Genomic DNA, 23972 nt, shown 5'->3' on the forward strand with positions numbered 1-23972 from the left:
CGCGCTAGCACCCTTCTGGTATGCAGGAAGACCTCAACATAGCACTGGCCCAACTCAACTTTAAGGTGGGTGATTTTGAACAAAACGCAAGCAAAATTAAAGCAGCCATCCAAGATGCTCAGGAAAAGGGGGCCGACCTGGTGGTCTTTTCGGAGCTGGCCATTTGTGGCTATCCGCCTTTGGATTTACTGACCCGCGAAGATTTTTCCCTCCGGGCTGTTGCCGCTTTGGAAGACCTGGCCGCTTGCTGTACCCATACGGCCGCGCTGGTGGGCGGTCCCAGTCTCAACCCCGATGCCAAAGGCAAGCCCCTGCTCAACAGCGCCTGGTTCCTTTACCAGGGAAAAGCCACAGCTGTAGCCCACAAGACCCTCCTCCCGACCTACGATGTTTTCGACGAATACCGCTACTTTCAACCCAACCATGCCTTTCAGGTACTGTCCTTTAAAGGCAAGCGACTGGCCATAACCATTTGTGAGGACATCTGGGACGACAGACCGGTAGAAAGGGTCTTCGACCGCAATCACCTCTACACCTTGTCGCCCCTGCAAAAACTGGCGGCCTTAAAACCCGACCTGGTCATTAACATAGCGGCATCCCCCTTTTCATACCACCAACACGAAATTCGCAAACAAGTCGTTTGCAAAAAAGCTGCCCAATACCGCCTGCCACTCTATTACGTGAACCAGACCGGCGCCAACACCGAACTGATTTTCGACGGAGGCTCTATGCACATCAGCAAGGAAGGGGAAGTGCTGCACCGCATGCCTTTTTTTGAGGAGGGGCTTTATTTCTGTAAGGAACAAGTCCCTGAAAACGCAGCGGCACCCGCGACAGACCTTAAAGACTACCCGCCACACATCCCTCTGATTCATCAGGCCCTCGTTACCGGAATCCGAGATTACTTTCACAAATCGGGTTTAAAGAAGGCCGTACTGGGCCTGTCGGGTGGACTCGACTCGGCGCTTACTGCTGCCTTGGCTGTGGAAGCCCTGGGCGCTGAAAACGTGCACGGCATTTTGATGCCCTCTCAATACTCCAGCGACCACAGTATTAAGGACGCAGAGGATTTGGCAGCCAACCTGGGCATCGACAGCACCACCCTGCCCATTAAAGACATCTACCAAAGCTTTGAAGCGGAACTGCAAAAATCTTTTGAAGGGCGCCGGCCCGATGTTACTGAAGAAAACATCCAGGCCCGCATACGTGGAACGCTCCTGATGGCCTGGTCCAACAAATTCGGCCACATCCTGCTCAACACCTCCAACAAAAGTGAGGCTGCCGTAGGTTACGGCACGCTTTATGGGGATATGAACGGGGGACTGAGTGTGCTGGGCGATGTATACAAAACCGATGCCTTTGCCCTGGCCCGCTACCTCAACCGCGAAAACATCCTGATTCCGGTCAACACCCTGGAAAAACCACCATCTGCTGAACTCCGGCCCGACCAAAAGGACTCCGATTCGCTGCCCGACTACGCACTGCTGGATGCCATACTTTTCCGCTACATTGAACAGAACAAAAGCGCGGAAGAGATTATGGGGGAGGGTTACGATGCAGGCACCACCGAGCGGGTGCTGCAAATGGTCAACCGAAACGAGCACAAACGTTTTCAGGCTCCCCCCATTCTCAGAGTATCGGGCAAAGCCTTTGGTTTGGGCAGGCGGATGCCTCTGGTAGCCCGGCACCAGCCGTAATATTTCGTTTTTTTTAACGACCAACCGTTTTTTTTTGTAATTTTGGGTGTTTTAGAACAGTGTTTTAGAACACGACGAAAAAATATGGCTGGACAAAAGAAAACACAGGTCACCGAACCTACCATTAAGGATTTCTCAATAGTTTACAGTGTATTGAGTGCCGAGGAGCGGGACTTTTTAGACAAGAACCACACCGTTCTCAAATACCGTAAAAACCAGATTATTTATCAGGAAGGGGAGATTCCCACCGGCTTACTCTGTCTGGGCGCCGGCAAAGTCAAAGTTTTTACCGAAGGAATTGGTGGTCGCGACCAGATAGTCCGACTGGCCAAAGCGCCCGATTTTATTGGCTACAGGGCCTTGTTTGCCGAAGGGCCCCACATCGCCTCGGCGGTTGTTATTGAACCCTGTGTCATCTTCCACATCAGCAAAGACGTCATTTACCAACTCCTGTTGCGCAACAACCGGCTTTGTATGAACATCATCAAATCCTTTGCCTCAGAATTGGGTTTCACGCGCTTTCGTACAGTCACACTCACCCAAAAACACATCCGGGGACGCCTGGCCGAAAGCCTCATTTTGCTGCGCGACATTTATGGCTTCGAAGGCGACGGGCAGACCCTCAACATCCATCTTTCGCGGGAGGATTTGGCCAACTTTTCCAACATGACCACCTCCAACGCCATCCGAACCCTCACCACCTTCACCAAGGAAGGACTCATTGCCGTGGATGGACGAACCATCAAAATCCTGGACGAAGAAAACCTCGACCGCATTTCACGGCTGGGCTAGGGCACGCACCGCCCTAAAAAACCGGACAGCTATTCCTTAAAATAAACACGCTTTACCCGGCGACTGATTCCGGTGAGTATCTCATAAGGAATGGTTCCGAGCAACTCAGCCACCTCCGATACCGAGGGCTCCTCGCCAAAGACCACCACCTCATCGCCCTCCTTTACAGAAAGGCGGCTTACATCCACCATGCACATATCCATGCAAATGTTGCCAACTATGGGCACCATTTGCCCACCAATGTTTACCCCGCCCCTTCCATTGCTGAGCCCGCGGCTGAGGCCATCGGCATAACCGATGGGCAATACCGCTATGCGACTGCCCTCGGGCAACACGCCCCGCCGGCCATAGCCAATGGTAGCGCCCGCCTTCACCGTTTTAATCTGCGAGATGTAGGTCTTCAGTGTAGCGACCGTTTGCAAAGCGCCATCCGACGCTGCGCCAATACCGTAAAGCCCGATGCCCAAACGCACCATGTCGAATTGAAACTGAGGGAAGCGTTCCACCCCGGCCGAGTTGAGCAAATGACGTAGAAAAGGGACCTCCAATCCCCCCTGCAATTGGGCACAGAAACGCTGAAACACGGCGGCCTGCTCCCGGGTAAAGGCATCGTGGCGCGCCTCATCACTGCCGGCCAAATGAGAAAACACCGAAGCTACCTGCAATTGCGGCATTCGCCGCAAGTGCGCAAGCAGCTGCTCTGCCTCCTCCTCAAAAAAACCCAGGCGATACATCCCCGAGTCCACCTTCAGGTGAATGCGGCTGAAATCGGTTCCCTCCTGAACTACCATTCGGTTCCAGGCCTCCAACATTCGAAAACTGTAGATTTCGGGTTCCAGACCATGCGCCAGCATTTGGGGAAAACTCTTTTCCTCGGGATTCATAACCACAATGGGCAAAGAAATGCCGGCCTGTCGCAACTCTACCCCTTCGTCGGCAAAAGCCACCCCAAGGTAATCTACCTTATGGTGTTGCAAAACCGAAGCAATTTCAAACAAGCCACTCCCATAACCGAAAGCTTTTACCATAGCCAGGGTTTTAACGCCGGGCTGCAGCTTCGAGCGAAACACATTAAAATTATGCACCAGCGCGTCCAGGTTGATTTCCATAATGGTATTGTGCTGCTTACGCTCCAGCCGCTCTACCAGTCGCTCAAACTGAAAAGCACGCGCACCCTTAATCAATATCGCCTCCTGCCTGAATTCCAGCTGTGAAAAAGTCTTCAGAAGCGCCTCCGTAGTATCGAAAAACAAGGCCCCTGACTCAAAAAATGAAGCATAACGCCCCAGCACCTCACCCACCCCAATAAAGCGCTCTATTCCCCGGTCCCCAATCATTTTTGCCACGCGGGGATACAAGTCCTCATCGGAGATGCCGGTCTGAAAAAGATCAGACAAGATTAGGCAACGCCGGGTGGGCTGTACCTGTTCCAAAAAGCCCAGGGCCGTTTCCAGAGAGGTCAAATCCGAATTGTAACTGTCGTTAATGAGCGTACACCCACTGACCCCCTCCTTCTGCTCCATGCGCATGGCCACAGCCTGTAAGCGCCCTAAGAGGGGAGACAAGTCGGCAAAAGAATAGCCTTTGTACAAAAGCACCAAAATAACCGGAAGTACATTCTCCAGCGAAATGGCGTCCCTAAAGGGCAGGAAACAGCTGAAAGGCTGCCCCTTCCACTCCAGACTAAGTCTTTGCCCCTGCGGCTCAGCAGCGGCCTCCAGCAAGCGGAGATCGGCCTGCTCACAACGTCCCCAGGACAACAAATGCTTATCGCCAAAACGCGCCTGCACTTTGTGGCGTACCAGTTCGTGATCGCAGCCGTAAAAAATTAAGGAGCAGGCAGTAAACAGCTTCAGCTTCTCATCCAGCTTCTCCTCCTCCGAAGCAAAATACTCCTGGTGGGCTGCCCCGATATTCGTCAACAAACCCCAATCCGGCTGAATCATCTCCCGCAAGCGTTCCATTTCACCGGGACGACTGATGCCTGCTTCAAATATCCCAAGTTGATCCTCTTCTTTCAAATGCCAGAGACTAAGCGGCACGCCCAACTGACTGTTGTAACTGCGGGGCGACCGGCAAACCCTTTCCGCTAGCCCCAGGGTCTGACCCAGCCATTCCTTTACAATAGTCTTTCCATTGCTGCCGGTAAGAGCCATAATGGGGAAATGGAAACGGCGACGATGCTCCCTGCCCAGGGCCTGCAGGGCTGCAAGCACCTCAGGCACCACAACAAAGCGGGCGCCGGAAAGCGAAGGCAAAGACTTACCTTCAGCCACCACAAAATGACGAATTCCCTTTTCCCAGGCCGACTGCAAATAACGGTGTCCGTCCTTAAGGCCATCCGACAAGGCAAAAAAGACCGCATCGCCTCCCTCTACCACCAGGCGGGTGTCAAAGACCAGGCGACGTACCACTTGCTTTCCATCTCCCAGCAAACGGCCTCCGCTTAAGCGGGCAATATCTTCAAAGACATACATAAGGACGGGTTTTGCACCATTGAAATTACAGACATTTGTAGACACAACTGCCCGATTGTTTCCAAGCAATCACTACCTTTGCAAAGGTAAATAAAAAGCTTGCAAATCGATTATTATGGAAAAGGAAGCATTGCTGGACATCATTCTGCAAGATTTGAAGGAACTGGACAAGTTGCTGCGGACCTTCAGCGGAAAGGACCACATTCCCGAAGCTTTCATTCACCTGGCCCAAAGCAAGGTCAGCGGTATAGCCAACGAAGTGGACTTGCTGGGCAGTCTGGCCAAAAGCTCCTCGCAAACTACAGCAGCACCAGAAACCACACCCCAACCCGAATCAGAACCAACTCCCATTACTGCTCCTGCCCCCGAACCGCAGGAGGAGCCGAAAATGGAACAAAAAGAGGAGCTGAAAGAAGAAGCCCAGGAACAGTCCAAAGTGGAGCCCAAAGAACAATCCAAAGTGGAGTCCAAAGAACAACCCAAAGTGCAGACCAAAGAGCAGTCCACACTGCAAAGACCTGCAGTGGCCCCACCCTCTTCGCCAGAAACGCCCGGTGCTGAAAAAAAGGTTTTGGGCGAATTATTGGGTAAAGACCGCACCTCCTTCAACGAAAAACTGGGCAATGGCCAAAGCAAGGCAGGCAAAAAAGTACTTTCACCCGTAAGGGATTTGCGCAAGGCGTTGGGCATCAACGACCGTTTTTTTTATCAGCGTGAATTATTCAACGGCAGTGCCGATTTGATGTACCAGACCCTGGATCAACTCAACCAAATGGACAATTTGTCGTCCGCCAAAAGCTTTATTTCAGCCAACTTCAGCTGGCAGTCCGACCAGGAAGCCGTACATGCTTTTATGGATCTGCTGGAACGTCGCTTTCACCAATAAATATCCCTACACCCATGGGCAAGCTCATTTTGGTCCCCACCCCAATCGGTCACCTCGAAGACATCACCCTACGGGCACTGCGCACCCTAAAGGAGGTAGACTTCATTTTGGCAGAAGACACGCGCACCACCGGTTTTTTACTCAAACATTTTGACATAAAAACCAAGATGCAAGCCCATCATAAATTCAATGAACACGCTACAGCGCAACGGGTGGCGCAACGCCTTCTGGGAGGAGAAACGGCAGCCCTGGTCAGCGATGCCGGCACGCCGGGCATCTCCGACCCCGGCTATCTGCTGGTAGCAGCCTGTATCGAAGCAGGGGTTCAGGTTGAATGCCTTCCGGGCGCCTCAGCCCTTATTCCGGCTATTGCGGCAGCAGGCTTGCCCAACGATCGCTTTACCTTCGAAGGTTTTCTGCCGCAAAAAAAAGGCCGACAAAAAAAATTCCTATCCTTACAGGAAGAGGAGCGCACCATGATATTTTACGAGTCGCCCCATCGCTTAATCAAGACGCTGGAGCAAGCCATCCTTTTTTGGGGTGGGGAGCGCAGAGCCGCAGTTTGTCGCGAACTCACCAAAATTCATGAAGAAATTCGTCGCGGTACACTCAACGACCTGCTCACTCACTACAGCGAACACCCACCCAAGGGTGAAATTGTTTTTGTTGTGGAAGGGAAAAAAGATTCCTAACTTTGAACAACTGAATTTACCCCACTTCAGACCATTAATGCAATTTGCAAGTTCTTAACCATTTAATCTTTCCAAAATGAAGAAACTGTTTTTAGTATTGTTTCTACTGCCGCTCTTGTTGTGGCAATGCAATCCCGGACCCTCCAGAACAGAGCTCCGGCAAGCCAACGATTCCCTCTTAATGGTCAGTGCCCAAAAGGAAATTCAGCTGAATCAGTTCATCGAAACCATGGGCGATATTGAAGAAAACCTGAGACTCATCAAGGAAAAAGAGCAAATACTCTCGGTAGACAGTCCAGGCAGTGATGAGCGTGGTCGCAGCGGAGAAGAAATCAATCAGGACATCCAATTGATTTACGACCTGATGGTGCAAAACAAGAACCGCATTCAGGAACTCGAAAAACAAATGAAAACGGCCGGGGTAGACAACTCCAGACTCAATCGCCTGATTGCGGGACTCAACCAGCAACTGCAGGAAAAATCGGAGGAGATCATGAAGTTGCAGAACCAGCTCGAACAAAGGGATGTGCATATTTCTCATTTGTCGGGCGAACTTTTCGACCTCAGTTTCGAAATCGACTCTCTGCGCAAGATACAGGAAGCCACCCGTTCTCAGCTCGACAACACCACCGATGCCTATAACACCGCCTGGTTTGCCATGGGCACCAGAAAGGAGCTGCTCGACAAAAGCATCATAACCAGAGATGGCTTTTTGTTTTTTGGCAGCGACCAGGTATTGAAAGAGAATTTTGATCACCAGTACTTTGAGCAGTTAGACATTCGCCAAAAAGAAGATTTTCAGCTCTTCACCGATAAAGCAGAAGTGCTGACTGCGCATCCTGCCGACTCCTTCGAACTGACGGAGGGTGAAGACGGCATGCTTATACTGGTAATTACTGATCCCGAACATTTCTGGAGCATCTCCAAGTACCTGGTAGTAAAGGTAAACTAAACAAAAAATCAAACACCAATAACGACCAGAAAGATCCCCGGTCACACCGGGAGCTTTTTGGTCGTTATATTTGCAAGAGGACCGGCCATGCCAAAGTACCAACATCTTTTTTTTGACCTCGACCACACCCTTTGGGATTTTGCCACCAATGAACAACTGACCCTCAAAAGCCTGTTTCAACGCTACCAACTTGACAAGTACTTCAGCGACTTTAAGGCTTTCTTTGCCACTTACCAACCCATCAACAACAGCCTTTGGCTCCAATACCGCAACAACCACATCACCAAAAAACAACTGAACACGGGGCGCTTTCACCAGACTTTTTTGACTGGGGGACTGGATAATGAAACGATGGCGACAAATTTTGCCGGTGATTTCATCAGGGAAAATGCCCTGCAAACCACCCTCATGCCCCATACCTTAGAGGTTCTGGACTACCTGAAACCCCGGTACCACATGCACATCATTACCAATGGTTTTGTGGAGACCCAGCAGCTAAAGCTGGATGAAAGCGGATTAAGTCCCTACTTTGAGCGCCTTTTTGTTTCAGAACGGGTGGGTGCACAAAAACCCAGGAGGGCCTTCTTCGAATACGCCATTAAAAGCTGCAATGCGCGTAAAAAGGAAAGTCTGGTAATAGGCGACAGTCTGGATGCCGACATTCAGGGCGCCAAAAATTTTGGCCTGGACCATGTGTTCTTCAACCCTGCACAAATAGCGCACAACGAAACGGTACAGAAAGAAATCAGCTCTTTACGTGAACTGATCGACTGGCTTTAAAAATCGGCATCCCGCTCAAAACCGGCCCCCATACTTTTTCCGAACTCAGCTCCTGAAGCGGGCACACCGGCACCTGGTCCCTCGTTCATCCGGGATCCCAGGGTAACGGGTCCCTCCGCCGCAGCTGTCCCAAAGCCCCCCTCAAAGCCACCTGCCTCAATATCCTCAAAACGGATGGCTTCGGGACGGAAGCGCAGGCGCACATCACCCACCGCACCATTACGGTGCTTGGCGATGATGATTTCAGCCAGACCAACCAGACTGTTGCCCTGCTCATCTTCCAAAATTTTATAGTATTCGGGACGGTGAATAAACAGCACCATATCGGCATCCTGCTCTATGGCCCCCGATTCCCGAAGGTCGGAGAGCTGAGGACGTTTGCCTTCACCGGTGCGACTTTCAACGGCACGACTCAACTGCGAGAGAGCAATAATGGGTACATTTAATTCCTTGGCCAAACCCTTAAGCGAACGAGAAATCATACTCACCTCTTCCTGACGATTGCCGGGACGCATCGCGGTGGCATTCATCAACTGCAAATAGTCAATGACAATGATCTTAATGTCGTGCAGCTTTTTTAAACGCCGACACTTCGCCCTAAGATCGAAGACCGACAAGCCGGCGGTATCGTCGACAAAAAGGGGGGCATCAATCAGGGTTTTCACCTTATGGTCGAGCTGTTCCCATTCAAAAGGGGCCAGTTTACCGGTTTTGATCTTATCGGCTTCCAACTCGGTTTCCGACACAATCAAACGATTCACCAGCTGTACATTGGACATCTCCAGGGAGAAAACTGCAACGCCTTGCTTGTACTTCACAGCCATATTGCGAGCCATGGACAGCACAAAGGCTGTTTTTCCCATAGCAGGTCGGGCTGCAATAACAATCATATCTGAAGCCTGCCAGCCTGAAGTAATCCGGTCCAGTTCGGTAAATCCACTGGGCACTCCGCTGAGGCCGTCGGTACGCTTACTGGCAGCCCTTATTTGCTCTATAGCCTCTGAAATCACCGGGTTAATCTGTACCGCCTCCCGCTTCATACTGCCCTGCGAAAGCTGAAAAAGAGCACCTTCCGCTTCTTCCAGAAGATCGTTCACATCCTGGGTGTCGTCAAAGGCCTTAGTCTGCATCACACCGGAAATGCGAATCATTTCCCGTTGCAAAAACTTTTGATAAATGATCCGGGAATGGTATTCAATGTGGGCAGCAGAAGCAACCCTGCCGGTCAGCTGGGTTATGTAAAAAGCACCGCCCACTTCATCGAGCTTGCCCATCCGCCGCAATTCCTCGGTAACGGTAAGCAGGTCTACCGGCTGTTCCCGGCCAAAAAGATTGGTGATGGCTTCAAAAATCTGTTGGTGGGCCTCCTTGTAAAAACACTCCCTTTTCAGGATCTCGGAAACATTAATAAAGGCATCCTTTTCCAACAACATGGCACCCAAAACCGCCTCCTCGAGCTCCAGTGCCTGAGGCGGCATCTTCCCTGCCGTCTCAAGAGTCACCTGCTCCTCTTTCCTTCTGGTATTGCCACTGCGTTGTTCTGCCATAGTACGCTTATTTTTTAAGGGGTAACAAAGTTAACAAAAATACCTTCGGCTTCCGAAAAATGTTTTTCTTTGCAACAAAGCAAAGTAAAATGATTGTCTTTCCCAACGCAAAAATTAATCTGGGCCTGTTTGTCACCGAAAAACGCAGCGATGGCTACCATAACCTGGAGACCGCCTTTCTTCCTCTTCCGGGACTCTGCGATGTATTGGAGGTTTTACCGCACAGTGGAAAGGAGGATCATTTCAGCAGCAGCGGCCTTGTGGTGGACGGGCCCTTTTCAGACAATCTGGTGGGCAAAGCCGTTCAGGTACTGCGTGCGCATACCCCCCTGCCTCCCCTGAACATACATTTGCACAAAAAAATTCCTTTTGGAGCGGGACTGGGAGGAGGTTCGGCCGACGCAGCTTTTATGCTCAAGGCACTTAACCGACAATTTGGCCTTCAACTCAGTCGGGCCCAACTCGAGGGCCTGGCGGTCCGACTGGGCGCAGATTGCCCAGTTTTTGTGGCCAATCGTCCGGTATTGGCCCGGGGCATAGGCGACGAATTTGAGCCACTCGACCTTGATCTGGCCGGCTGGCATTTGCAGCTGGTCGTTCCGGGCATTCACGTGCCAACGGCCCTGGCCTACAGCCGCATCGTGCCCCAAAAACCGAAAACCCCATTGAAAGAACTGTTGGCCAAAGGGCCTGAACATTGGCCCAACCGGGTTAATAATGATTTTGAACCTTCCGTATTTAAGGCCCATCCCGAGATTTCAGCCATTAAAGAAAAGATGTACCACGAAGGCGCCGTTTATGCGGCCATGTCGGGCAGCGGCTCAGCAGTTTATGGCCTGTTCAGACAGCCACCAGCTCTTACATGGCCCGGCGACTGGTTTGTTCACAACGAACTATTATAAGCTAATCGGCCAATGGAAGGGTAAAGCAGAAGCGACTGCCTTTTCCGGGTGTACTGGAGACTTCAAGCTGTCCCCCGTTGCGCTCGATAAAATCACGACAAAGCAACAGACCCAAGCCGGAACCTTTCTCGCCTCTGGTTCCGGATTCCGTATGGCCCTGCGCCGAAGAAATCTTTTCAAGGGTAGCCGCATCCATGCCCACTCCACTGTCGATTACACAAATGCAAATCTGCTCACCAGATTTTTTCGCTGCTACACGCACTTCGCCTCCGGCGTCGGTAAATTTGAGGGCATTCATCAATAAATTACGAACAATGGTTCGAAGCATATTCTCATCGGCATATACCTGAACGTCCGTATCCACCTGCTCGTACATGACCACAGTCTTCTTCAGGGCGCTGTCCGACAGCAAATCCAGCGTTTCCCGAATCAAGTCCGAAAGATTCAGAGCAGAGGGACTGAATTGAATTTCGTCGCTTTGGGAGCGGGCCCAAAACAACAGGTTTTCCAGCAAATTGAAGACCTGAAGGGCGGCATCGTTAATAAAACGGGCGTACATTTTTACCTTTTCCTTGTCCGCATCGTCCCCGGCATCGGTCAGTAAAGAGGCAAAACCCATAATGGTATTAAAAGGCGCCCGCAAATCGTGCGCCACCAGAGAATAAAGCCGATCCTTAGTTTGCAAATGCCTCACCAACTGCTCGTTGCTGGCCTGCAACTCCTCCGCCTGCTCCTCCAGTTTACTGGCCTGCTCTCCGATCAACTCCCGATGCTCTTCCAGCAAACGATTGGCCTGCTCCAATTCTTCGGCACGATGTTGCAAGGACCGGTTTTGTAAACGCAAGCGTATGGTCTGATCGGCCACCCTTGTCTCCAGTTTGACTTTTTGCTTTCGCAACTGTCTTGTCCTGAAAACAAACACCCCCCAAATCAAAAGCAGCACCAGCGAAACAAACAAAATCAAAGCCCACCAGGTCATCCACCAGGGCGGCAGCACTTTAATCTTTACAGCAATGCCTTCTTGGGTCCATACCCCATCGTTGTTGGCTGCCTTTACCCGAAATACATAGGTCCCCGGATAAAGATTGGTATAAGATGCGGAGCGCTTGTTGCCCAAATCGATCCAGGTCTCATCAAAGCCCTCCAACATGCAGGCGTAGGTATTCTTCGTGGGATTAAAAAAGTTAAGTCCCACAAACTCAATGGAAAAAAACTTTTGATCATAATTCAACACAATTTCGTCCAGGCTATTCAGCTCAGCCGGCAAAATCTGGTCTTCTCCATAACTGGTAATGGGCTCATTAAAAAGACTAAAGCGAGAAAAGCGCAGAACGGGCGGCTCCAGATTGTAGCTCAACTGGTTCGGATTAAAATGGTTGGTCCCTTGTGGACCAGCAAAAAGAAGATAATCGGCCCCATTAGAAAAAGAGGCATTGATGTTAAAACCGGGACCTTGCAAGCCATCGAATTCGTCAAAACTGTGCAGTATGTTTTTTTCCGGATGAAGCGCGTACAGCCCGTGCAGGGTAGCCACCCAGATCTTACCCGCTGCATCTTGCTCTATGGCGGTTACAAACTGGCTGACCATGGCCTCGGCATACCTTTTAAAACGGCCCTCTCCTTCCCAGGTAAAAAGCCCGTTGTTGGTTCCTACCCACAAGCGTCCCGCCTTATCCTCCAAAAGACTAAGCACCTGATTGCCTTGCAGTCCCCCCTCGGCATCTGGATTGGCCAAAAACACCTCAAAGCGGTCCGACCCCGGCCGCAGAACGTTTAAGCCATGCACGGTAGCCACCCACAAATTGCCCCACCGATCTACCAAAACCTTGTACACCCAGTCGGAACTCAGGCCATTGTTGCGTTCATTATAGTTCTCAAAGGTTTCCGTTTCCGGATCAAAACGATCCACCCCACCTCCGTGCAAACCCAGCCAAAGCATCCCGTTCTCGTCTTCCGTTATACTGCGCACATCATTAAAACTGGGAGCGGCTACGGTCAGGCCCTTGCGCCAAACTTCAAAGTCCTCCCCGGATTCATTATAACGATGCAAACCTCCGGCGTGGGTGCCCATCCACATCCGCCCCTTTCGGTCGCTATACAAGGCAAGCACACTTCCGGGTCCCAGGGCCGATCCAACAGGGCCATCCTCTGAAGCAATGCGAAGAGTGCGCCCCTCCTTCCACAGGAAAACATCCAATCCACCTTTAAAATTGCCCAACCACAAATTGCCTTCCTGATCTTCATGAATGGCTGATATGTTTGCACCTGTGGTATGCCAATAATTCCGCTCTAAGGCATTGTAGGTCCTGAAACCCCTTTGCCAGTACGACACATACACGCCCTCGCCGTTATGGTAGCTGTACAGATTGCCCTGCCGGTCGACAAAGGAACCATTGAGTCCCGTAGCCAGGGAGCCCGCCTCCAAGGGCATGTGGTAATAGCCGGCAAATGAATCGGATTCGGGCAGGTAAAGTTTCAACCCACTGTAGTCACTGGTCCATAGCCGTCCCTGCACATCGGTCTCCAAACCAAAAAAATAGCGCTCCCCCCCTTGCTCAAAGTAGCGCCTAACCTCTTGTTCATCCTTCGAAATGCGGGCAACACCGCCATTCTCCAGCGCAGCCCAGATATAACCATTGGCCGCTGCCAGATCCAGCACTTTGTAATCGGCCTTTTCGCCCACGAGCTGCTGCTTATAATAAACAAAGCTGCTGCTGTCGGCAGGATCGGGGTAGCAGAGGATGCCCTGCCCTGCGTGATGACCGAGCCACCAGGCGCCTTGCTCATCGATCAGAAAGGAGGAAAGTGCGCCCAAGGGGGAGCTGAGCACCCATTCAAATTGCTGCTTGTCTTGATTGTAGCGAAAAATTTGATCAGAAAATCCAACCAGCAAGTGCCCTTCGGGAGTGAGGGACAAAAACTCCAGATAGACCCCGGGCAAACCTTTAAGGTCCTGATCGCTGACCACCACCTCAAAATAATCGTACTGCCAGTTGTATAGGGAAAGTCCGTGCGAAGTAGCCACCCAGAGCTGATTACGACCGTCCACCACCATGTGCTCAACCATACTGCCCACCAGTCCGTCGAGCCGGTTGCGGTTAAAAGAACGGTAAGACCGGATTTCATGTCCGTCGTAGCGATTGATCCCATCCCGGGTGCCGATCCAAAGATAGCCATAATGGTCCTGAACCATGCCGGTAACATACTGACTGGTCAGACTTTTACCCATGGGCAAACGGGAAAAATGCAACTCGGGAGCCTGCGCCTTTAAAGGCAGCGTGCCAACCAACCATACCAACCAAATGCTGAGGAATATCCGACTCACAAGCTTTCCCTTTTCTAATTTTCAGATCAACATCAGCTGTTTATACCCTTGCCGTACAAAAAAGTTGCCTTTTTAACATCCGAAAAAAGGCTGCCTGAGGGGCAGCCTTTGTAAGTTCTAAAACTCAGCACTCTTGGGTGTTCGTGGAAAAGGAATGACATCCCGTATATTACCCATTCCGGTAACAAAGAGCATCAGGCGCTCAAAGCCCAGTCCAAAGCCGCTGTGGGGCACGGCACCAAAGCGGCGGGTATCGAGGTACCACCACATTTCTTCCGCAGGAATATCCATTTCTTCCATCCGCGCCAGCAGCTTGTCGTAGTTTTCTTCGCGCTGAGAACCGCCAATTATCTCTCCAATTTGAGGAAACAGCACATCCATGGCCCGAACGGTTTTATGGTCCTCATTCAGCTTCATGTAAAAAGCCTTAATCTCCTTGGGGTAGTCGGTCAGCACCACCGGCTTTTTAAAATGCTTCTCTACCAAAAAGCGCTCATGCTCACTCTGCAAATCAGCACCATAGCCTTCAATGGGATATTTGAACTGCTTCTTTTTATTGGGCTTAGAATCTTTCAAGATCTGAATGGCCTCGGTATAGGTAAGCCGAACAAATTCATTTTCCACCACAAAGCGCAATTTTTCGAGCAACTCCATACTGCGCTCCTCCGCTTTCTTGTTCTTCTCCTCCTCGAGCAAACGCTTACTCAAAAAATCCAGGTCGTCCTGACAATGGTCCAGAGCATAACGAATAAGGTACTTCAGAAACTCCTCGGCCAAATCCATGTTGTCGTTCAAATCGTAAAAGGCCATTTCGGGTTCAATCATCCAAAACTCGGCCAAATGGCGGGTGGTGTTGGAGTTCTCGGCACGAAAGGTAGGACCGAAAGTATAAATATCGGCCAGCCCCATCGCTGCCAGCTCGCCCTCGAGCTGACCCGAAACGGTAAGGTTGGTGGCCTTTCCAAAAAAGTCCTTACTGAAATCAATGCCGCCATCCTCTTTTTTCGGCAGTTGATTCAGGTCCATCGTAGTCACCTGAAACATTTCACCGGCCCCTTCCGCATCGGAGGCGGTAATAATCGGGGTGTGAATATTTACAAAACCCTTGGATGTAAAGAAGTTGTGCACCGCAAAAATCATGGCATGGCGCACGCGGGCGATGGCACTGAAAGTACTGGTTCGAAAACGCAGGTGAGCCTTCTCTCTCAGGAATTCAAGAGAATGCTTCTTGGGCTGCAGAGGATAGGCATTGGGATCACAATCGCCCAACACTTCCAGCTTTTCGGCCAGCATTTCCACCTTCTGGCCTGAGCCCTGGGAGGGACTCAGTTTACCCGTAATGGCCAGGGAGGCCCCGGTTGTTGCACGACGTAATAAGTCCTCTCCAAATTTTTCAACATCGGCCACTATTTGCAAGTTGTGAATCACTGAGCCGTCGTTCAGGGCAATAAAATTAACCTGTCGGGAGCCTCTTCGGGTCCGCACCCAGCCTTTTACCAGATACTCTTCTCCCACTTCACCCGTCTTCAGAATGTCGGAAATTTTTGTACGTCGCATATTACGATTTTAAAGCGGTTATTTACTAGGACTTGCTCCTGCTTGCAGGCAGCACGCCAACAGCCAACAAAAATAGCGATTTATTATTAAACGAGTGCTTTTCACTTACAGGAATCCCCCTACCGCGAAGCAGAAAGCACACCAAAGAAAAAAGCGCCCCTTGCGGGACGCTTTTAATTAAAATCAAGACCATAGGGTCTATTCCGATATTTCTACAATCAAATGATTCTTGGGCACCCGCTGTCCTTCGGCCACCATGATTTTGGTCACCTTTCCGTCGTAGGGCATGAGCACCTTATTCATCATCTTCATCGCCTCCAGAATCAAAAGCACTTCGCCTTCCTTCACCCGGTCGCCTTCCTTCACCATAAACTTAACAATGGTTCCGGGTATGTGCGAACGAATTTCGAAAGGATTGGGTGCCTCATAGGGCTTCCGGTTGGCATATTTTATGGTAAGCAGGGTCTTGTATTTCCGCGCAGTTACGGCGAAATCGACCAGCTCGAGTTTTTTCTCTTCCATAAGACTGCTCCTTAAAATGGTGGAATTCCGTGTTTTTTAAAGGGCCGCTGATCAATCTTGTTGCTCGACACCTCAATGGCGTGCAGCAACAATTTGCGGGTTTCCTCCGGCTCAATTACCGAGTCGATGTAACCCTTGGCAGCTGCCACATAAGGATTGGCAAAACGCTCAATGTATTCCTGCACCTTTACTTCGCGCATCTTATCGGGATCCTCTGCTTCCTCAATCTCCTTTTTGAAGATGATGTTGGCAGCACCTTCGGGACCCATAACGGCAATTTCGGCAGTAGGCCAGGCAAACATGAAGTCGGCACCCAGGTGGCGACTGTTCATGGCAATGTAACCACCCCCATAGGCCTTACGCAGAATAACGGTAATCTTGGGCACACTGGCTTCCGAATAGGCGTAAAGCACTTTGGCGCCGTGACGAATCACGCCCGCATGCTCCTGATCCACCCCGGGCAAATAACCGGGCATGTCTTCCAAGGTAATGATCGGAATATTAAAAGCGTTACAGTAGCGAATAAAGCGGGCGGCCTTATCCGAGCTGTCGCAATCGAGCACACCGGCCAGCACCAGCGGCTGGTTGGCTACAAAACCAGTGGTTTGTCCGTTCATACGGCCAAAACCAATGACGATGTTGGGTGCAAAAAACTCCTGGATCTCAAAGAAATCGGAATCGTCCACAATGGCTTTAATGACATCGCGAACATCGTAAGGCTGCTTGGGATCGGAAGGAATGATGTCCTCGATCTTCCCGTTAAACTTAGGTTCCTTTGGAGGAAAGACTTTGGCCTTTTGGGTATTGTTCCAGGGTATGAAGGAGATGAGTTTCTTAATTTGCTCGAAACACTCCAACTCACTGCTGGCAAAGAAATGTGCATTTCCGGTAATTTCGGCGTGCACACGGGCACCACCCAGCTCTTCCATAGAAATCTCCTCACCCAGAACCGTCTTGATAACACTGGGTCCGGTAATGAACATCTTGGAGATTTGATCAACCATAAACACAAAGTCGGTGAGCGCCGGGGAATAAACTGCACCACCGGCGCAGGGTCCCAAAATCACGGAGATCTGGGGAATAACACCCGAGGCAATGGTGTTGCGGTAGAAAATCTCACCATAACCGGCCAGGGAATTCACACCTTCCTGAATACGGGCTCCCCCGGAATCGTTGATTCCAATCAAGGGCATGCGCATTTTCAGGGCATGGTCCATAATCTTGGTGATTTTGCGGGCATGCATTAACCCCAAAGAACCACCGGCAACGGTAAAATCCTGAGCAAAAATGGCCACCGGTGCACCATAAATGGTACCGGTTCCAATAATTACCCCGTCGCCGTGCAATTCCTTCTTATCCATACCGAAGTCGCGGGCCTCATGCTCTACAAAGAGGTCGTACTCGGTAAAGGAATCGTTGTCGAGAAGCGCCAAAATGCGTGAGCGGGCAGTCATCTTACCCATAGCCATTTGTTTCTCAATGGCTTTCTCACCACCTCCCAACTGAACCTTTTCTCTTCTTTTGCGAAGATCAAGGATGTGCTTTTTTAAAGACATACTCAATTAGTTTTGGTTAATTTGTTGTTTGTCAGAAGCTTATGCCTACAACCGACAAACCAAATGCGGTACATAATTACTAATTTTAGCGGCAATGGCCTACACATTTCTCGCGAAATTTCACCCCTCCAGAGCTAAGACTCTGAGAAACAAGGCCATTTATTCCGTTAAAAAACCACAAGATACAACCCTCTGAATCAAAGCGCAAATCAGAGAACGGAGCCCCAATGCAGACTAATGCAGACTACTTGGGGGCACGACGATAAAGCGCGATGGCAATGAGCGAGAACACCAGATTAGGCATCCATACAGCCAGGAGGGGACTCATATTGCCATTAATGGCAAAAGTAGTAGACACGGTCATAAACAGGATATAGGCAAAGCTCAGGGCAATGCCCACCCCAATGTGCAGCCCCATTCCCCCTCTCACCTTACGAGATGCCAGGGAGAGTCCCATCACCGCTAGAATAAAAGCCGAAAACGGGGAGGCTGTCCTGCGGTATTTCTCAATCAGAAACTCCTCCACATTACCCACACCCCTTTGCTGCTGCTCCGTAATGTAGTCGTCCAGCTCAAGGTTATTCATCGTTTCGAAAAACTTCCGCTCCTCCTTGAAATCTGCCGGCTTCATATTCAGCAAGGTATCCATTCGCCGACCTTCCTCTATACGCTGACGGTCGTCGTCCAGAAACTCACGCACAGTATAACGCCGCAGCGACCAGCCCTGGGTCGTTGTATCGTAAACAGCCGTATCGGCAGTAATTTTCTTGAGCAAACGTTTACCGTCAAATATTTCGAGACTAAAATCGTCTCCTACCTCACGCAAAGAAGAGTAACGACGAACGTAAACAAACACATCGGGCTCTATTTGCATGTGAATATTGTTGCGTCCGGTTTCCCGCCTTTTTTTTATGTAAGTGTTTTCAAAATCGAGGCGCACTCTGTTGGCAGGGGGGATAACGTAAGCACCCAAAACAAAAGAAAAAGAACCGATTATTGCAGCGCCGAGCAGGTAGGGCACCAACAAACGCCGAAAGCTCACGCCACTCGATAAAATGGCAATTATTTCGGTCTGGTATGCCATCTTTGAAGTGAAGAAAATAACCGCAATAAAGACAAAAAGCGGAGTAAAGAGATTGGCAAAATAAGGAATAAAATTGGCGTAATAGTCGAACACGATGGCTTGCAGGGGCGCTTTATTCTCCAGAAAATCATCGATTTTCTCAGCCATATCAAAAACAACCGAAATACTAATGATCAGCAAAATCGCAAAAAAGAAAGTCCCCAGAAACTTTCTCAAAATGTACAAATCGAGTTTTTTCATCAATAAAACGGTTTTCACTAATCCTTACAAACGAACATTCAGTTGACGTACCATACGCTCCTTCCACTCAAAAAACGTGCCCGCCAATATTTGCTTACGTGCCTCACCCACCAGCCAAAGGTAAAAAGACAAATTGTGAATGGAGGCCAACTGGGGGCCCAACATTTCTTTAGCTACAAACAAATGTCGCAAATAAGCCTTACTGTACAACAAATCCTGGGGACAATGTCCGTCGGGATCCATGGGCGAGAAATCCTGCTTCCATTTCTCATTGCGTATGTTTATGATGCCTTGGGCCGTAAACAACATCCCGTTGCGACCGTTCCGTGTTGGCATCACACAATCGAACATATCCACCCCAAGCGCAATGGCCTCCAAAATATTGGAAGGGGTACCTACGCCCATCAGATAACGAGGCTTGTCGGCAGGCAAAATGGCGTTAACCACCTCAATCATTTCGTACATCACCTCTTCAGGCTCCCCTACAGCCAAACCACCAATGGCGTTGCCCTCACGCCCCAAACCGGCAATAAACTCGGCCGACTGCCGCCGCAAATCGGCATAACCGGCTCCTTGTACAATCGGGAAAAAAGTCTGCCGATAATCATACAAAGGATCCGTACCGTCAAAACGAGCAATACCGCGCTCCAGCCAACGATGGGTCAATTCCATCGACGACTTGGCGTAACGGTAATCCGAATCCCCGGGGGGACACTCATCAAAAGCCATTATAATATCGGCGCCGATGGTTCGTTGAATATCAACCACGCCCTCGGGTGTAAAGGTATGCCTGGACCCGTCGATGTGCGACTGAAAGGTGGCCCCCTCCTCTCGGAGTTTGCGTCGGTGACTCAGCGAAAAAACCTGAAAGCCGCCACTATCGGTCAATATGGGCTTATCCCACCCATTAAAGCGGTGCAAGCCACCTGCCTTGCGCAGCACCTCCAACCCGGGCCGTAAATAAAGATGATACGTGTTGCCCAAAATAATCTGGGCCCTTACGGCGGTTTCTAAATCGCTCACCTGAATACCCTTAACAGAACCAACCGTGCCCACCGGCATAAAAATCGGCGTCTGAATACGGCCATGATCGGTCGTAATTTCCCCGGCCCGGGCCTTTGTCGCCTTATCGCTGTATTGCAAATTAAAATCCATTCCGCTTCCCCCATTATTAAGCAAGAGTGCAAAGATACAATTTGAAACGAAAAAACAGGAAGCTCAGCAAGTCGGGGCACTTTGGTATTTTGCAGAATCAGCAAAAATGACGATTTTTGGCGCAAACTACGATCAACATGCAGCTTCCTCCTCCTTCCACGCAGGAAACCATTCTCCTGTCCCTGGCTTTTCTAAGCTGGTTCATTCAATTTTGGTTTCTGCTGAAAAGGGTACGACCGCTGGCCTTTTACAAGGCCAGCACGAACGTCTCTTCGTTTAAGGAGCCGGTAAGCGTCGTAATCTGTGCCAAAAACGAAGCCGATAATCTGCGTCGTTTTCTGCCCAGCATAATGGAACAAGATTACCCTGATTTTCAAGTGGTGGTGGTCAACGATGCCTCCGAAGACGACACCGAACTGGTGTTGGCTGAATTAAAATCGAAACACCCCCACCTGTATTACACCAGCATCCCGATCGACCAAAAGTTTTCCCATGGAAAAAAACTGGCCCTTACCATAGGAATAAAAGCAGCACGCTTCCCTTACCTCCTTTTGACCGATGCCGATTGCCGCCCCCTGAGCCAACAATGGCTAAAGACCATGGCCCAGGGCTTTAGCAAGACCGAAACCGCGCTCATTTTAGGTTTTGGGGCCTATGAAAAGCACAAAGGCTTTGCCAATCTGCTGCAGCGTTACGACACCTTTTTTGTAGCCTTGCAATACCTTGGCTTTGCCCTCAGCGGCAAACCCTACATGGGTGTTGGCCGAAACTTAGCCTACACCAAAAAATTATTTACCGAGCATAAGGGAGTTAGTCAACACGCCCATCTGCTGTCGGGCGACGACGATTTGTTTGTGCAACAGCATGCCAGCAAAAGCAATACCCACATTGAAATTTCTCCAAAAGCCCACACCCTATCTCAAGCTGTAAGCACCCTAAAAAAATGGCGGCAACAGAAGGCCAGACATCTGAGTACCGCAACACACTATCGCAAAAGCCTGCGCCTGGAGCTGGGACTCGAACCCGTGAGCAGACAAATACTTTTTGCAAGCTCTGTTGTTTTAATATTTTTTAATACATTTGCTTCAATTGCTCTGGTTCTTTTAGGCCTTCGCCTTTTATTGCTCTTAACACTGTGGCACAAGGTGGCCGGTCTCCTTAACCAGGGGAAATTGTATTGGAGTGTGTTGATTTTTGACTGGCTGCATCCCTGGCTGCTGCTGTGGGCAAGCCTTGAAAATCGGAACAAGAGTAAGCGAAACCAATGGAAATAAATCCCAATCTCTCGGAGAAGGCCAGGTACGATCTAAAACTGGTCCAAAAAGCTGAAAACGGCGACCAAAAGGCCTATGCAGAGTTAATGGCGAGATACAGGGATGCCATTTACTTCATGCTGTTGAAGATGATCAACAACAAAACCGACGCAGAAGACCTGACCATTGAAGCTTTTGGCAAGGCTTTTAAAAACCTGTCGCAATACTCACCCAGTTATGCCTTCAGCACCTGGCTGTTTAAAATCGCTTCCAACAATTGCATCGATTACTTGCGTAAAAAACGCTCCAACCATGTAAGTATCGACGGCAGCTTTACCGACGAGAAGGACAACGAACCACAAATCCATCTTAAAGACGAAACACCCGATCCGGAAGAACACCTCATCCGCTCCCAAAAAGTCGTATTGATGCGCACCGTGGTACAAAAACTGAAGCCCCGTTACCGAACCCTCATTGAGTTGCGCTATTTTAAGGAATACTCCTATGAAGAAATATCCGAGGAGCTGGATCTTCCGCTGGGAACGGTAAAGGCCCAACTTTTCAGGGCCCGCGAATTGCTTTACAACACGCTAAAAAACTCTGAAGTAAAGCGCTGAGCCATTTCAAAACTAAAAAATCAGATGAATCCGGTTTACAAATACTTTCCGAACCTCACGAACGGTCAAAGGGAACAATACGACCGTATGCTTGCGCTCTATACCGAATGGAACCAACGCATCAACGTTATTTCGCGCAAGGATATGGATGCCTTTTACGAACACCACGTCTTGCACGCCCTGGCCATTGCACGTTTCACCAGTTTCCAACCAGGCACGCGCATCATCGACGTGGGCACCGGAGGTGGATTTCCAGGCATGCCGCTGGCTGTTTTTTTCCCGGAAACGGAGTTTACCCTACTCGACAGCATTGGAAAAAAAATACTGGTGGCAGACACCATCGCCAAAGAATTGAAGCTGAGCAATGTAACTGCCATCCACCAGCGCTCTGAGCAGCACCGGGGACAGTACGACTTCATCGTGAGTCGCGCCGTAACCACCCTGCCCGACTTTGTTCGTCAAACCCGACATTTGCTCTCGCCCAAACAAAAAAATGCCATTGGCAACGGCATACTCTACCTAAAGGGAGGCGACCTCAGCAAAGAAACAGCGCCCTTTAAAAAAAGAACCACCATCAGCGACCTGAGCACCTGGTTCGAGGAGCCCTTCTTTGCCACAAAAAAACTCTTGCATGTAACTTTTTAAACAAAAAGACCGTGCTTTCTTTTGGCAATAAACTAAAAACATCTATTTTTGCAGTCCGAATTACACAGGTTCAATAAGAGAGCAACTTATTTGTATTGAAACAAGTCGAAAATTAAAAAGATATGAAACGCACATTCCAACCTTCAAACCGGAAAAGAAGAAACAAACATGGTTTCCGCAGCCGGATGGCCACAGCCAATGGCCGTAGAGTTTTGGCTTCCCGCCGTGCCAAGGGAAGAAAAAAACTGACCGTATCAAGCGAGAAAAAGCACAAAGCCTAAGCTTCGCTGGCTCAAGATATCAGGAAAGGCCCTTAGAGGGCCTTTTTTTGTATCCGCTAAAAACCGGCATTTGCATATTTTGTGTATTTTTGACCTGGATCCAAAAACCGTAGCTACCATGCCGCAGTGGAAAAACATTTTTAAAAATAGCGTCTGGAAACATCTGGGAATTGTTGTTGGCGCAAGCATCCTTTTTCTGATTGCTGTTTTTCTCTTTCTAAAAATCTACACCCAACACGGTCAGGGAAAGCCCGTGCCTGATTTCACCGGACTCACCGAAAAACAACTCCAGCACCTGATCCGAAGCAACGACCTGCTGTATACCATCATCGATTCGGTACACACAGATTTTGCCCCAAGGGGGGTTGTGTTGGAACAAACGCCCAAAGCCGGGGAAAAGGTTAAAAAGAACCGACGGATTTTTTTCACCATCAACTCGTGGACCGACGAACAAATAATTGTGCCCAACTTACGGGACAACAGTCTACGGAACGCTCAGGTTATGCTCGAATCCTATGGACTGAAGCTGGGCAACCTCATCTACATTCCTTCCGAATTCACCAACATGGTTTTGGGTCAGCATTTTGAAGGAAAGCCCGTGGAGCCGGGGACCCTGGTAAGGAAAGGCTCCTCCATCGATTTATTGGTTGGCCGCGGGCTCAGCAATGAAACAACTGCCGTTCCGCAACTCACGGGAATGACCTTAGATGCGGCACGAAAAGCCGCCCAAAACGTCTATCTCAACCTCGGCGCCACCATTTATGCCGACACCATTGCAACGGCTATGGATTCTCTCAAGGCCTTTGTCTGGCGACAAAGTCCCCCGGCTTCCGAAGGCTTCGTGCTCAACCTGGGGGCCTCCATTGATGTCTGGCTCACCACCGATACCGAGTTTCACCCCGACACCTTAAAGAAAAGAGAAGCAGAACAGGCACTGCTCGAACAGGAAAATCCTGAAGCTGCTGAAGAGACAGAAAGTGCTTTCGAGGAAGAATTGTTTTAAACGTGGAAA

20 protein-coding genes are annotated in these 23972 nt (G+C 50.0%); 12 read left to right on the forward strand and 8 right to left on the reverse strand.

The annotated features are described in order from the left end of the window. The first annotated feature begins 20 nt into the window (after window positions 1-20). Together B4W65_RS00855 and B4W65_RS00860 are read left to right on the forward strand one after the other, a co-directional pair. Complete coding sequence (locus tag B4W65_RS00855) at window positions 21-1697, forward strand: NAD+ synthase (RefSeq protein ID WP_088653214.1); 1677 nt, start codon at window positions 21-23, stop codon at window positions 1695-1697. Between the two features lie 84 nt (window positions 1698-1781). After that, window positions 1782-2489, forward strand: a complete 708-nt coding sequence (locus B4W65_RS00860; RefSeq protein ID WP_088653215.1) for a Crp/Fnr family transcriptional regulator — start codon at window positions 1782-1784, stop codon at window positions 2487-2489. A 29-nt stretch (window positions 2490-2518) separates the two neighbouring features. Here the strand turns inward: B4W65_RS00860 and B4W65_RS00865 are convergent, their stop codons facing one another. Next, the gene (locus B4W65_RS00865; protein ID WP_088653216.1) at window positions 2519-4966 is read right to left on the reverse strand and encodes a bifunctional UDP-N-acetylmuramoyl-tripeptide:D-alanyl-D-alanine ligase/alanine racemase; all 2448 of its coding nucleotides are present in this window, start codon (window positions 4964-4966) and stop codon (window positions 2519-2521) included. A gap of 115 nt (window positions 4967-5081) precedes the next feature. Between B4W65_RS00865 and B4W65_RS00870 the strand changes: the two genes are divergently transcribed. From B4W65_RS00870 to B4W65_RS00885, 4 genes are all read left to right on the forward strand, one after another. Beyond that, window positions 5082-5852, forward strand: coding sequence for a hypothetical protein (locus B4W65_RS00870; RefSeq protein WP_088653217.1), 771 nt, complete (start codon window positions 5082-5084; stop codon window positions 5850-5852). A gap of 14 nt (window positions 5853-5866) precedes the next feature. Continuing rightward, window positions 5867-6544, forward strand: coding sequence for a 16S rRNA (cytidine(1402)-2'-O)-methyltransferase (gene rsmI / locus B4W65_RS00875; protein ID WP_088653218.1), 678 nt, complete (start codon window positions 5867-5869; stop codon window positions 6542-6544). Between the two features lie 76 nt (window positions 6545-6620). Further along, on the forward strand, window positions 6621-7496 hold the full coding sequence (locus B4W65_RS00880) for a Cbp1 family collagen-binding glycoprotein adhesin (protein WP_088653219.1): 876 nt from the start codon (window positions 6621-6623) through the stop codon (window positions 7494-7496). 87 nt (window positions 7497-7583) lie between these two features. Further along, window positions 7584-8276 carry a YjjG family noncanonical pyrimidine nucleotidase gene (locus B4W65_RS00885; RefSeq protein ID WP_088653220.1) on the forward strand — a complete coding sequence of 231 codons (693 nt, stop codon included), beginning with the start codon at window positions 7584-7586 and terminating at the stop codon, window positions 8274-8276. Here B4W65_RS00885 and dnaB read toward each other — a convergent pair. Next, window positions 8273-9823: a replicative DNA helicase gene (gene dnaB, locus B4W65_RS00890; RefSeq protein WP_088653221.1), complete on the reverse strand. Its 1551-nt coding sequence runs from the start codon at window positions 9821-9823 to the stop codon at window positions 8273-8275. The two genes, B4W65_RS00885 and dnaB, sit on opposite strands and share 4 nt — an antisense overlap. A gap of 89 nt (window positions 9824-9912) precedes the next feature. Between dnaB and ispE the strand changes: the two genes are divergently transcribed. Then, window positions 9913-10725 carry a 4-(cytidine 5'-diphospho)-2-C-methyl-D-erythritol kinase gene (gene ispE / locus B4W65_RS00895; protein ID WP_088653514.1) on the forward strand — a complete coding sequence of 271 codons (813 nt, stop codon included), beginning with the start codon at window positions 9913-9915 and terminating at the stop codon, window positions 10723-10725. A gap of 1 nt (window position 10726) precedes the next feature. On the opposite strand, the gene B4W65_RS00900 is transcribed toward ispE, so the two are convergent. From B4W65_RS00900 to tgt, 6 genes are all read right to left on the reverse strand, one after another. Further along, entirely contained in the window at window positions 10727-14050 is a 3324-nt protein-coding gene (locus tag B4W65_RS00900) for a sensor histidine kinase (RefSeq protein WP_088653222.1), read from the reverse strand. 117 nt (window positions 14051-14167) lie between these two features. After that, window positions 14168-15607, reverse strand: a complete 1440-nt coding sequence (gene asnS, locus B4W65_RS00905) for an asparagine--tRNA ligase (RefSeq protein WP_088653223.1) — start codon at window positions 15605-15607, stop codon at window positions 14168-14170. 198 nt (window positions 15608-15805) lie between these two features. After that, a complete protein-coding gene (locus B4W65_RS00910) occupies window positions 15806-16129 on the reverse strand; it encodes an acetyl-CoA carboxylase biotin carboxyl carrier protein subunit (protein WP_088653224.1) in 324 nt (107 codons plus the stop codon). Window positions 16130-16140: 11 nt separating this feature from the next. Further along, complete coding sequence (locus B4W65_RS00915; protein ID WP_088653225.1) at window positions 16141-17685, reverse strand: acyl-CoA carboxylase subunit beta; 1545 nt, start codon at window positions 17683-17685, stop codon at window positions 16141-16143. Between the two features lie 244 nt (window positions 17686-17929). After that, window positions 17930-19009 carry an LptF/LptG family permease gene (locus tag B4W65_RS00920; RefSeq protein ID WP_088653226.1) on the reverse strand — a complete coding sequence of 360 codons (1080 nt, stop codon included), beginning with the start codon at window positions 19007-19009 and terminating at the stop codon, window positions 17930-17932. Window positions 19010-19033: 24 nt separating this feature from the next. Beyond that, window positions 19034-20164, reverse strand: a complete 1131-nt coding sequence (gene tgt, locus B4W65_RS00925; RefSeq protein WP_088653227.1) for a tRNA guanosine(34) transglycosylase Tgt — start codon at window positions 20162-20164, stop codon at window positions 19034-19036. A gap of 116 nt (window positions 20165-20280) precedes the next feature. Here tgt and B4W65_RS00930 point away from each other — a divergent pair, with 116 nt between their 5' ends. The 5 genes from B4W65_RS00930 to B4W65_RS00950 all read left to right on the forward strand — a co-directional run bounded on the left by B4W65_RS00930 (window position 20281) and on the right by B4W65_RS00950 (window position 23963). Beyond that, complete coding sequence (locus B4W65_RS00930; protein ID WP_240509434.1) at window positions 20281-21438, forward strand: glycosyltransferase; 1158 nt, start codon at window positions 20281-20283, stop codon at window positions 21436-21438. After that, entirely contained in the window at window positions 21429-22034 is a 606-nt protein-coding gene (locus B4W65_RS00935) for an RNA polymerase sigma factor (RefSeq protein ID WP_088653229.1), read from the forward strand. Before B4W65_RS00930 ends, B4W65_RS00935 begins: the two co-directional genes overlap by 10 nt. 24 nt (window positions 22035-22058) lie before the next feature. Continuing rightward, a complete protein-coding gene (gene rsmG / locus B4W65_RS00940) occupies window positions 22059-22679 on the forward strand; it encodes a 16S rRNA (guanine(527)-N(7))-methyltransferase RsmG (protein ID WP_088653230.1) in 621 nt (206 codons plus the stop codon). A 122-nt stretch (window positions 22680-22801) separates the two neighbouring features. After that, window positions 22802-22960: a 50S ribosomal protein L34 gene (rpmH, locus tag B4W65_RS00945; protein ID WP_088653231.1), complete on the forward strand. Its 159-nt coding sequence runs from the start codon at window positions 22802-22804 to the stop codon at window positions 22958-22960. 118 nt (window positions 22961-23078) lie between these two features. Further along, on the forward strand, window positions 23079-23963 hold the full coding sequence (locus B4W65_RS00950; RefSeq protein ID WP_146697677.1) for a PASTA domain-containing protein: 885 nt from the start codon (window positions 23079-23081) through the stop codon (window positions 23961-23963). Window positions 23964-23972: the final 9 nt, after the last annotated feature.

This window comes from Geofilum rhodophaeum (assembly GCF_002210225.1).
Taxonomy (GTDB): domain Bacteria; phylum Bacteroidota; class Bacteroidia; order Bacteroidales; family Marinilabiliaceae; genus Geofilum; species Geofilum rhodophaeum.